We start from the raw sequence: 11,375 nt of genomic DNA, 5'->3' as shown, positions 1-11,375 counted from the left end.
CTCAGCCGACCCAGGACTGGAAGTGAACGGAATATGCGCGGCTCCTACATAATCGCGGAAAAATATGATAAAAAACAGATCCCAGCGCCCCCTCAAACCTCAGAGAATCGCCTCCTCGGTCAGAATCCGCTTCGCCCCCAGGAAATGATCCTGCCAGTAATTGTCCGTCAGCTGGCTAATACGGATATTCAACCCGGTTCTTGGCGCCTCAATAAACTGCCCGTCGCCAAGATAAACCCCGACGTGATCCGCCCGATCCTGACTTTTGATACTGAAAAATACCAGATCGCCGCGCTGAAGCTGGCGTTGGTTGATGCGCTTTAATCTTTGATCCTGGAACATGCCGTTGGCGGTGCGCGGGAGCTTCTGGCTTAGCAGCTTGTTATAGGCGTAATAAATCAGCCCGCTGCAGTCAAAGCCCTGGTCCGGCGTCTGCCCGCCCCAGACATAGGGTTTACCCAACTGTAGTTTGAGCCGCTGAATAACCTTGTGAACAGTGGCTTCCACGCGCGGACTCGTCATCTCGGCCATCAGCGCCTCGGTCGCCAGCGGCCACAGGCCTTCAGAGCCGCCCATCATTCCAGGACGCCAACGGGTATGCATGGCGAGCTGCTCACGATTCAAAGCGCGAGCGGCCAGCTTTTCGGCAGCCTGCCGTTTTTTCTGTTCGGGTGTAGGCGGCACAAGCGCAAGGCGCTTTTTAGCGCTGCTCAGCAGCCTCATACGGTTTTTCATCCGTTCGCGGGATTCTTTACTCTGCTGCTGCACGGCCTGCATTGGCTTCTGTACAGGCTTAGGCTTCTTGCCGGGCGAGGCGCAGACCGAAGAAGAGAAAAGGACGAATAGCAGCAGAAAAAAAAATCCCGCCATGCGTCGGGAGAGTTCGGACGCAGGCGGTAAAGTGGAGACAATTGAGGTGGAAATCAAAATCAGCAAATCAAATACCTGAAAACTTATCGTGCCGGGGACGGCTGTTGCGCCACGCGCTCGGCCAGCGGCTTAAGAACTTTTTCGCCGTGCTGACCAAAGAACTGGTACAGCGAAGCGCTCGCGGAATGGGTCAAAACCATGATCTCGATGCGGCGGTTGGCCGAGCTGAGCGGATGTTCAGGATCGAGCAACATCTGGTCTGCCATGCCGCTAACCTGCAGCACTTTCCCGTTATCCAGCCCGCCCCTGGTCAGCGCTTTGCGCGCCTGCATCGCGCGTTCGCCGGACAGATTCCAGTTGTTATAGAGCTCCTGGTCGCGGAAACGCGTGGCATCGGTATGCCCGGTGATAATGATTTTGTTGTCGATAGAGTTCAGCGCCGTCGCAAACTCCGTCAGCAGGCGGTTAAAAAAGGGCGTCAGAATGGCGCTGCTGCGCTGGAACATTTCCCGCTTTTGGTCATCCTGAACCAGGATACGCAGCCCCTGCGGAACAATTTCAATTTGTAGGTTGGACTGGGCGTCATAGGCGGAGGTGATTTTCATGATAACCCGAGCCAGATCCTCAATCTCCTGCTCCGAACGGCGGTTGACGTCTTTCAGGCTCTCTCCCTTACTCGCCTGCTGGGTTAACGCCTGCAGGGCAGCAACATCCTGCTTGATGTCGCTGCTGGCATCACTCGACTTCGGTTTGCCCGCCAGAATGGTTACGCTGCCGCCGGAGCCGTCTGGCTGGGTAATCGGCGTGGCGGACATGCCCTCAAACAGCGAGTCGCTGTTAAGCAAAGAGACAATCTCCTTACGCTCTTCTTCGGTGACCGCCCCCATGATCCACAGCACCATAAACAGCGCCATCATTGCGAGGGTGAAGTCGGCAAACGCAACCTTCCACGCGCCGCCATGAACCGCGTCATGGCCTTTGCGCGAGGCGCGTTTGATAATTGTGGTATGCCCTTTGCCGTGACCTCGCATTACGCATCACCCGTCATCTGGTTCACCCAGCCGTCCAGCGTGGCAAAGGTCGGCTTAGAGTCCATCGGCAGCATTTTGCGCCCGGCATCTACCGCCAGCAGCGTCGGTTTACCGGCAACGTGATTCACCAGCACGGTACGCACACACTCCAGCACGGCCATCTGTTTTTTAGTACGCTGCTCCATGGCGTTAGCCATCGGATCCATCAGGCAGTAACAGAAGAAGACCCCAAGGAAGGTGCCCACCAGCGCGGCCGCTACCTTCACCCCGATAACGGCAATGGAGCCGTCGATAGACTGCATGGTGATGATTATCCCAAGCACCGCGGCACAAATACCGAATCCAGGCATGGCCTCGGCGATTCGCTGCAGCGAACGCGACGGCAGCAACAGATCCTCTTCCATCGCCACCAGCTCCTGCTCGAGGATCCCTTCAAGCTCGTGTTCGTTAATTTTGCCCATCGCCATCAGGCGGAAGTTATCCGAGATAAAGGTGATCAGCGCTTTGTCACGCAGGATAAGCGGGTACTTTTGGAACAGCGGGCTGCTCTCAGGGACCTCAATGTGCTCATCCAGCACCTTAAGTCCACCGTCCTGAACCAGCTCAAGCAGCTCAAACAGCAGCATCAGCAGCTGGCGCTGGTATTCGTCGGTGTGCTCGTTTTTGCGCATCACGCCGCGAAACTGGCGGTACATTTCAGCCAGCACAGGTTTGGGGTTAGCCAGCACCAGAGCGCCAAACCCTGCGCCCAAAATGATGATAATTTCACCGGGCTGCCAGAACGAAGCCAGTCGCCCGCCTGACATAAGAAAACCGCCAACGACACAGACGAAAATGATCACTAAACCTAATAATTTTTGCATGAGTTTCCACTTCTCAAAAAACCACTAAAAAAACTGCTCAACTTTTTGCGCTATTTTTTTATTCAGCTGACAGATACGTGCCTCCGTCAGCCCCAGCACCAGCGCTATCTCTTTCAGGCTCATTTCATGCTGGTAGTACAGCGTCAAAATCATTTGCTCACGTTCATCAAGGCTTGCCAGCGCGGTTTTCAACGTTCGGCTCACCATCACTTCTTCTTCTAAATCCCGGCCATTCAGCGAGACGGAATGCGTTTCGCTACTGAGAATCTCATCAAGGCTGTCCATCGACTTCGCGCAGTCCAGCAGCAGATACTCCTGATACTCTTCGGCGGTAATCTCCAGCCGCCCGGCAAGGTCAACAAAGCCAGGCGGACGACCCAGCTCGCGGGCTATCTCGCGGATGGCATCGTTCAGCTTGTGGGTCTTTTGCCGCAGGCGGCGAGGACGCCAGTCAAGCTGACGCAGCTCATCAAGAACCGCGCCCCGAATACGGTGCACGGCATAAGCCCCAAACTGTTCATCAGGATGACCGTAACGACGCAAAGACGTGAGCAGACCCATCAGGGCAATTTGCTCCATATCTTCCCTGTCCATCACGCTGCTTGCCTGATAAGAAAGCTGCTTCACAACCCGATGCACCAGCGGTAAGTAAGCATTCACATAACGTGACTCTTCCGCAGGCGTCAGGGCCTCGTCAGCAATAAAATCCATCATTTCTCTTACCGCCGTGGTGACTTACTGAAAGACCATCTTGCTGATGATCACATCCCGGAACGGTATCTTGCTGTTGAGGCTTTTAAAGCGCTCGGTATAGGCCGTCATAAGCCTTTTCTTAAGATCAGAAACGCTCATACCGCGCACCGTTTCGTAGTCCATATCGGACAGCAGGCTTACCGTCGCACCGCGTATCGCGGGGGACATATCGTTGATCAACTGGACGTCGCGAGGCTCATCCGCCGCTAACGCCAGTTCAAGCAGCAGGTAACGCTCTTTGCTGCCGTTGCTTTGCAGGGTGATAACCACATTTTTGATTTCCACAAACTCAACGTGCTTTACATCCGAAGAGCTGAACAACGAGGTCAGCATGCCGCTTTCCCCTTCCTCTTTGGTCAGCACGTGAGTACCCACTATGGTCAAAACCGCCGCAAACGCGGCCGCAATAAGGGCAATGAGCAGCCCCAGAGAAAAAGTTTTTATTGTCATAATCTTCTGTGTTTAAACGGTCAGTAGAACGGAGGCATCTTCACGGCGCGCGCTCGCATCCGCCTCAATGCTTACGGCAGCCATAACATCCTGTGGCTGCTTCTGTGGCGCCGATTGATGCTGGCCATCGCGCTGTCCATTTTGAGAGGAAACCTGGACGTTCACCTGCACAAAATTCTGCTCGGTCAGGCTCTGACGTAAGTCGTTACTGACCTGCTGAAGCGCGCGGTAAACCTCCCCCTGGCTGGCATTAATCGTGACCTGCACGCGGCCATTTTCGATCTGCACGGCAATGTCTATCTTGCCCATTTCCGGCGGGTCGAGACGGATAGTCGCGTGCTGAATCTGGTCCTTAACCTGTACCTGTAAACGCTCGCCCAGGGCAGACTGCAGCTGTTGAGCCCAGCGCGAAGGTTCAGGATCCAGCTTGACGGTTGGCGACATGGACGGCGTTTCTTTCCCCATAGCGCCAGGCTGAACCGACGGACGTGCCGTGGAGATAGCCACGTTTTCGCCCATGTTTAACATTGGCTGAATGGCGACAGACTCCGTGCTTTTTAACGTCACCGGCTGCATAAGCGGTAACGTACCGGCCTCGGCCAGCGTTGAAGCAGGTTGTTGGACCGGTGCTCTCACGCCGTGCAGGCCCGCGAGAGAAGGCTGCGCACCGCCCGGCCGTGCTGGATTAACGGCATCCGCCACCGCGTTAGCGACAGGATTAGCCGGCGCGGCAGAAGCTGCATTCACCGTAAGCAGCCCATCAAGAATTTGCTGGAGAAGCGCTACGGGCGCGTCCACGCTTACCGTGGTGTCAGCAGTTTCTTCTTCCATCACGGCGTTATCCGCATCGGCGGTTTCCAGCCCAACCTCACCTGCCGGCACGGCTTGCAGCACGTTGAGTAATGCCTGCGTAAAGAGCGGTGGTGCGGATACCGCAGCCTGCAAACCGGAAGCAGCTGTAGTGATGCCCTGCGGAGTAGCAACGGTGATACCCTGCGGAGTAGCAACGCCTTCTACGCCTGGCATAACCCCTGAGGCGGTTGTTACCGGCGCATCGTGCAGCAAGATGGAGGCAGAGTTGATATTCATCATCTAATGTCCCCCTCATCCATAAAGGCCGCGTAGGCCGCAATGCCTTCCTGATTGCGACGCTGTAGCGCCATTTTTCGCTCAAGCTCTTCGCTTTTCAGGCGGCACTTGTCATTCACTTTGCGATGCATACGGCGCAGCGCCTCCAGCGCAACCCGCTTCTCATCGCTCAGCGGGTTACGCGCTAAAGAGGCCAGAAACGAGGCAATTTGCTTGTCCACTTCCTGCACCTGCGACCAGTTTTCGTTTTCTGCCGCCACCTCCAGCGCACGCGTCAGAAAGTGGATGACCTGAATATCATCCATGCTGCTGGCCCATTTTTTGCCACCCGTCCTGCAGGTTGCCGAGGATCTTTTCCACCTCGTCAATGTACTCAACGGAAAGCTTGTGGCTCGCGTCATACAGGCGATACACGCAATAGTCGTAAAGATTGGCGAGGCTTAACGCCAAATCGCCGCCTTTTTCATAATCCAGCGCGCTGGTGAGCGCGTTGAGAATATCGATACATTTATTGATGCTCTGCACTTTGCGCTCGTAGCGGCAAGCGGCAATGTGGCTCCTGGCGCGAACCAGCTCGTCCATCAGGCCGTTAAACAGCATCAGCACCAGCTGATGTGGACTTGCCGCTGCGGCCTGAATGGCCAGATCGGACTGCTGATACTGGCCGAGGGCCTCCTGCTCATTTCCATACATAACTGACTCTCCCTTAGGCCAGGCCAAACATACTCATGGTGTTACTCATCTGCGTCATAATGGACTGCAGCTGGGTGAACTGTTTCAGATAGCGGTTATAAGAGGTTTCATAGCGCGTCTGAATCTTGTCGGTTTTGGTGTCAATTTCTGACTGCTGGCGATCCAGAGTTTCCTGTCGTCCTTTCAGCAGCCCGTTAGAGGTATTGAGGTATTTATCCAGCGACTTATCCATGCTCTTAATCAGCCCGTTGTTGCCGTTGAACAGATCGTTCAGCCCTTGAGGATCGTTCTGCAGGGCCTTGTCGAGCTTGGTACTGTCGATAGATAAATTGCCGTCCCGGCCGGCGGTAATGCCGTAGTCGGTCATATTTTTGTCGCCGAAGGTCTGGCGCAGCAGGTTATTCAGATCCCTTTCCAGCGAGGCAATCCCGGCATCGCCGGCAAACGCGCCGCGATCTTTCCCGTCGCTGCCGCTGTTGGTCAGCTTGCCGAGTTCGGTTTTCAAGGTATTAAACGCATCCACAAAGCTCTGCATCTGCTCTTTGGTTGCGGTGTTGTCCACGCCGATATTAATGCGCAGCGGCTCATCGCCGGTTTTTTGCGCCTTCGTCAGCTCAATGGTGACGCCGTCGATAAGCTTATCGAGAGTATTTGAACTGCTTTCATAGACTTTGCCGCTCTCACCGAGCCTGAACTTTGCGTTTTGCGCGCTGGTTATCGTTTCCGACACGCTAAACTTTTGCGCGCTGGCGGCGTCCATTTTGCTGGTATCCAGCTCAACGATATTGTCGGCCCCACTTTCATCGCTGCTCAGCATCAGGCTGACTTTACCGTCGGTGCGAATCAGGGAGGCGGTTACCCCTGGCGCATCTTTATCGTTATTGGTATTGATCTTTTTGGTCAGGTCAGACATCGACTCCAGACCGTCCATCTCAACGTCCATCGACTTGCCGTTAATGGTGATAGTCATCGTGCCGGTCGCGTTCTTGATCGACTCGTCGGTCATGTCATCGAACGCAATCTGGTGGGCGGACGCCAGCTGCTCAACAAACAGGTTGTAAGTCCCCTTCTGAGCTTTGCTTCCCGCCGTTACGGTAGCTACGCCTTCAACGTTGGTCGTCGCCACGTTTTGCAGCATACCGCTGTCGGTTTTGTTCAGCCCGGTCAACGCCGTGCGGAAATCACTCATTGCGGTACGTAACGCCGTTAATGCGGCTTTTTGGGCGGTCAGAGAGCTGGTCTGTTTTTTCAGCGCCGTCTGCATGGCGGCGATGTCATAGCCCGCAAGCTGCGTGGCCAGGTTTTGAGGATCCAGGCTGGTCAAATCAGACATTTTTTATCTCCGGGAATGCGGGCACGTAGGGCTAGCCGAACGTAATATGCCATTACGTTAGCAAGTACCGTGCCAGTTTTTTATATCAATAAAATCAATAAATTAATTGATAAGGGGAAAGTGTATTTCCGCACAGGAGGAAACCGTTGCGCGGTCTTCAGATACAAAAACACCGCCCTAAAGCGGTGTTTTTTTGCCATCTCGCAAGCCTTAGCCCAGCAGAGACATCACCATGCCGGACATGCTGTTGGACTGCTTCAGCATCGACATGCTGGTCTGCGCCAGCATCTGGTTGCGGGTCATGGAAGACGCTTCGCTTGCGAAGTCGGCATCCTGAATGTTGCCCAGCGCCAGCTCGGTGTTATCTTTCATGTTGGCCAGGTTCGCGGCGGTGTGGCCCAGACGGTTGATGTTCGCCCCCAGCCCGGAACGCATTTCGCCCACAGCTTTCAGACCCGTTTCCAGAGAGGTCATCAGTGCCTTGGCGTTGGCCGCGTTCCCGGTACCGCTCAGCGTGGTGATAGCCGTAGTAATACCGCCCATACCACCAGATACACCGGTCAACTGCGTACCCAGATTCACCGTCATGCCTTCCCCGGTGCTGGCACCAATCTGGAAGTTCATGTCGGCGCTCAGCTTGCCGCCTGCACCAAACATCTTATCGCCACCGAAAGAGGTGTTGGTCATGATATTGCCCAGCTCTTTGTTCAGTTCATCCAGCTCGGCGTTGATCGCTTTACGATCGTCTGCGCTGTTGGTGTCGTTCGCAGACTGCGTGGCCAGGTCTTTCATGCGGTACATGATGTTGCTGACTTCATCGAACGCGCCTTCAGCGGTCTGCAGCATGGCGGTTGCGTCAGAGATGTTACGCTGAGCCACGGCCATACCGTTGCTCTGGCCCTGCAGGCGGGAAGCGATCTGCATACCTGCGGCATCATCGGCAGCAGAGTTGATGCGTTTGCCGGTACCCAGGCGTTCCATCGCGGTGGACAGCATGCTGTTGGATTTATTCAGCGCGTTGATGGAGGACATGGAGGAACCGCTGGTGAAAATAGATAATGACATAATGAATCTCCTTGATTCGGTAACTGTTACATAAGCTTCGTTACTGAATCAAAGCGTCACGCCGCGAAGAGAAATTAAATGATGAAGTGAAAAAAATGCATTTTTTTAGCCTACAAACAAAAACACCGCCCGAAGGCGGTGTTTTTCGTTTCATTCCGTGAGGTCTTAGCCCAGCAGAGACATCACCATGCCGGACATGCTGTTGGACTGCTTCAGCATCGACATGCTGGTCTGCGCCAGCATCTGGTTGCGGGTCATGGAAGAGGCTTCGGTCGCGAAGTCAGCATCCTGAATGTTACCCAGCGCCAGCTCGGTGTTATCTTTCATGTTCGCAAGGTTCGCGGCGGTGTGGCCCAGACGGTTGATGTTCGCCCCCAGCCCGGAACGCATTTCACCCACCTTTTTCAGACCCTCTTCCAGAGAAGTCATCAATGCTTTTGCGCTAGTCGCGGTGGTACCGCCGCTCAGGTTGGTAATAGCAGCAGTAATACCGCCCATACCGCTGGCCCCGGTAACGCCGGTCAGCTGCGTACCCAGATTGACGGTCATGCCTTCCCCGGTGCTGGCACCAATCTGGAAGTTCATGTCGGCGCTCAGCTTACCGGTTGCACCAAAGAGCTTATCGCCACCGAAAGAGGTGTTGGTCATGATATTTTCCAGCTCTTTGTTCAGTTCGCCCAGCTCGGCTTTGATCGCATTACGATCGTCTGCACTATTAGTGTCGTTCGCAGACTGCGTGGCCAGGTCCTTCATGCGGTACATGATGTTGCTGACTTCATCGAACGCGCCTTCAGCGGTCTGCAGCATGGCGGTTGCGTCAGAGATGTTACGCTGAGCCACGGCCATACCGTTGCTCTGGCCCTGCAGGCGGGAAGCGATCTGCATGCCTGCGGCATCGTCAGCGGCAGAGTTGATGCGTTTGCCGGTGCCCAGACGCTCCATGGCGGTGGACAGCATGCTGTTGGATTTATTCAGCGCGTTGATGGACGACATGGAAGAGCCGCTGGTGAAAATAGATAATGCCATTTTTTATTCTCCTTGATGAACCTGATTTTCAGTCTCCTGACTGTTGTATGGAGATAAAACGACACCTGCACTATTAAAATTAAATCTATTTTTATTTTTTACCTGCCCACATCCTCTTTATACAACAGGCAATGTTAGTGCATTAATAGTCATTCTCATTGGCAATAACAAAATATTAAAAGGGCAAATATTAAAAACCATAGCGACAAAATTAAGATAAATCTTAAATGAAGAAACTAATAAAAAATCACCTTCTATCTCTTTAAAAAAAAGGCCAATAACGTTAATAACACGCTCGAGTGAAAACATCGTTTTCACATCTAAAATCATCCATATAACATTCACCTCCTGCACTCATATTTATTAACTTCCCCTCATGTTATTTAATAATTCAGGCCGAGAATTGTCTTAAAACACATTGCGAATCACACTTTTATAGCGTAAAAAAGGGACCAGGAAGTTTTTCTTCCTGGTTCCGGTCTTAAAAACCACACTTTTTCTTCCGCTTTTGGACCGTTGAATCCGTCACAGGGCATAAGAACAGGCCGTTCTTCCGTTCCCTCCGCAGCGAGCGGCTGTTCAGTGATGAATACTAAATGGACTTAATGATGACGAATGTATTCGTGGCGCTCACGCATAAGCCTCACGATATCCGTTAATTATTATAGGAATGGCTGCAGCCAAAAAAAAATGAATAAACGCTACTGCGCTGTGAATAACTGGCTGATTGATATTAGCTCCGGCTCGATTCTTCATTTAACCAGTGGGGAACGAAAACGCCTCGGCGAATATCAATTAAAACTGCTGGATACGCTCATTCAACATGCCGGAGAAATTCTCACAAGAGAAGAGCTGACTACGCTTGTTTGGGAACGAAGAGTTATTGGCAATAATAGTTTGCCGAACGCCATTCATGCTTTACGCACGGCGCTTGAAGATGACGGAAAACAGCAAAAGATAATCAAAACCATACCTCGAAAAGGTTATTTGCTGGAAGCCGATTATTGCAATGTTATTGAAAAAGATGAAGAAGAAGTTCTTGATACTTCAGCCGATGCGCTGCTAAGCGAAGCCGTATTCTATGAAGACCCGGTCGTTCTGGAAGCCGACGTTGCGGAAGAAAAACTCGCGGGGCCGGAACCCGCTTTCGTTGTTGTTGAAAGCCCAAACGGCGTGCCGGTAAAAACTCGCGCTCGCTGGTGGCAGGGTTTTCCCTGGATGACCTCGCTGATGGTCGTCGTCGTACTTATCGCTGCCTTTTCGACGTGGCGCTATTTTGAGTTCAGCGATCATCGTCTGCAGTATGAAGAGCAGGAAAGCAACGTCTACAGCAATATTCGTCTCTACGAAATTGCCCCCTTAAGCCATGCAGTCAACAGTAAAGATCAGCTTTATAACAAGCTAAAAGGCACGCTTTACCAGATGAATTTGCTGCTTAAGAGTCAGTCTATCGTGATGGATGTGTATTACCAGAGCATCGATCAGACGCTCAATTACACCTTTTCGTTGAAAAGCAGCTGCGAAAATAAACAGTTGGCAATGGCAATCTACCACTGGCGCATCGATATCAGCCAGCTCAACAACTTAATCCTGCGTGAAACGCGAAGAAAACTGGGTGAAATGGAGGGCTGTAGCGTTGGCTAAATGGATCCTGAGTGCCTTAATGACGTGCCTGATATTGAGCACGCTCGGTTTTTACAGCTGGTCTCAGAGCAACACGCCGCCCGGACACCAGATAACCGTCGATGTCCAAATGGGCTTTTATGACCTGATGTCGCGGCGAAAAGAGGTTTATGACTCGCACATGGAGATGGTCAATAACACGATTTTAACGACCATCACCAGCCCGGACGATCCGCGTTTTATACTCAAAGGGAAGTTTACCCAAACCGACATGCGCCAGGGTCGGCAATGGTTCTCATGGTCACCGATTTACTACAGCACCGCCAGCAAAGGGTTAATGATCGACGGCCTGGTAGACTTAATGATGAATATGGATGTCTGGATGCAGCCGCTAAAACTCAATGGGCAGCCGCTGGTGGTGGGCCAGAGCGGGATTATCTTCCTTTATCCATTGCAGTGATAATTTCCCTTTCAATTCGGCTATCTCTTAGTCACAAATACGCCCTCTGTATGATTGGCTAAGGTTCCGTTCACTTCCAGTCCTGTTTCATATGTCACTACCGAACCGGTGAACGACTC

The 11,375-nt window shown here is 52.8% G+C and carries 13 protein-coding genes; 2 read left to right on the top strand and 11 right to left on the bottom strand.

What is annotated here, in order from left to right:
• Window positions 1–99 precede the first annotated feature (99 nt).
• The 11 genes from HX778_RS16670 to HX778_RS16620 form a co-directional block, all read right to left on the bottom strand.
• Complete coding sequence (locus HX778_RS16670; protein ID WP_255483419.1) at window positions 100–936, bottom strand: C40 family peptidase; 837 nt, start codon at window positions 934–936, stop codon at window positions 100–102.
• Between the two features lie 17 nt (window positions 937–953).
• The gene (lafU, locus tag HX778_RS16665; protein WP_038474819.1) at window positions 954–1,901 is read right to left on the bottom strand and encodes a putative lateral flagellar export/assembly protein LafU; all 948 of its coding nucleotides are present in this window, start codon (window positions 1,899–1,901) and stop codon (window positions 954–956) included.
• Window positions 1,901–2,764, bottom strand: a complete 864-nt coding sequence (motA, locus tag HX778_RS16660) for a flagellar motor stator protein MotA (protein ID WP_038474821.1) — start codon at window positions 2,762–2,764, stop codon at window positions 1,901–1,903. Before motA ends, lafU begins: the two co-directional genes overlap by 1 nt.
• Before the next feature lie 24 nt (window positions 2,765–2,788).
• On the bottom strand, window positions 2,789–3,475 hold the full coding sequence (locus tag HX778_RS16655; RefSeq protein ID WP_038482853.1) for a FliA/WhiG family RNA polymerase sigma factor: 687 nt from the start codon (window positions 3,473–3,475) through the stop codon (window positions 2,789–2,791).
• Window positions 3,476–3,499: 24 nt separating this feature from the next.
• The gene (locus tag HX778_RS16650; RefSeq protein ID WP_176982582.1) at window positions 3,500–3,967 is read right to left on the bottom strand and encodes a flagellar basal body-associated FliL family protein; all 468 of its coding nucleotides are present in this window, start codon (window positions 3,965–3,967) and stop codon (window positions 3,500–3,502) included.
• A 12-nt stretch (window positions 3,968–3,979) separates the two neighbouring features.
• Entirely contained in the window at window positions 3,980–5,059 is a 1,080-nt protein-coding gene (locus HX778_RS16645) for a flagellar hook-length control protein FliK (protein ID WP_176982581.1), read from the bottom strand.
• A complete protein-coding gene (locus HX778_RS16640) occupies window positions 5,056–5,361 on the bottom strand; it encodes a hypothetical protein (RefSeq protein WP_038474825.1) in 306 nt (101 codons plus the stop codon). The genes HX778_RS16645 and HX778_RS16640 overlap by 4 nt, the downstream gene beginning before the upstream one ends.
• On the bottom strand, window positions 5,354–5,749 hold the full coding sequence (fliS, locus tag HX778_RS16635) for a flagellar export chaperone FliS (RefSeq protein ID WP_038474827.1): 396 nt from the start codon (window positions 5,747–5,749) through the stop codon (window positions 5,354–5,356). Before fliS ends, HX778_RS16640 begins: the two co-directional genes overlap by 8 nt.
• Window positions 5,750–5,762: 13 nt before the next feature.
• A complete protein-coding gene (fliD, locus tag HX778_RS16630) occupies window positions 5,763–7,082 on the bottom strand; it encodes a flagellar filament capping protein FliD (protein ID WP_176982580.1) in 1,320 nt (439 codons plus the stop codon).
• A 210-nt stretch (window positions 7,083–7,292) separates the two neighbouring features.
• Window positions 7,293–8,147: a flagellin gene (locus tag HX778_RS16625; RefSeq protein ID WP_038474831.1), complete on the bottom strand. Its 855-nt coding sequence runs from the start codon at window positions 8,145–8,147 to the stop codon at window positions 7,293–7,295.
• A gap of 165 nt (window positions 8,148–8,312) precedes the next feature.
• Complete coding sequence (locus tag HX778_RS16620) at window positions 8,313–9,173, bottom strand: flagellin (RefSeq protein WP_038474833.1); 861 nt, start codon at window positions 9,171–9,173, stop codon at window positions 8,313–8,315.
• A 690-nt stretch (window positions 9,174–9,863) separates the two neighbouring features.
• Here HX778_RS16620 and HX778_RS16615 point away from each other — a divergent pair.
• Together HX778_RS16615 and HX778_RS16610 are read left to right on the top strand one after the other, a co-directional pair.
• Entirely contained in the window at window positions 9,864–10,817 is a 954-nt protein-coding gene (locus tag HX778_RS16615) for a transcriptional regulator (RefSeq protein WP_038474837.1), read from the top strand.
• 19 nt (window positions 10,818–10,836) lie between these two features.
• A complete protein-coding gene (locus HX778_RS16610) occupies window positions 10,837–11,256 on the top strand; it encodes a hypothetical protein (protein WP_038482859.1) in 420 nt (139 codons plus the stop codon).
• Window positions 11,257–11,375 lie beyond the last annotated feature (119 nt).

It is taken from the genome of Cedecea sp. P7760, from assembly GCF_013386425.1.
Taxonomy (GTDB): Bacteria; Pseudomonadota; Gammaproteobacteria; order Enterobacterales; family Enterobacteriaceae; genus Cedecea; species Cedecea selenatireducens.
The sequence above is the reverse complement of the archived record's forward strand: the minus strand, read 5'-3'. Positions and strand labels throughout refer to the sequence as shown.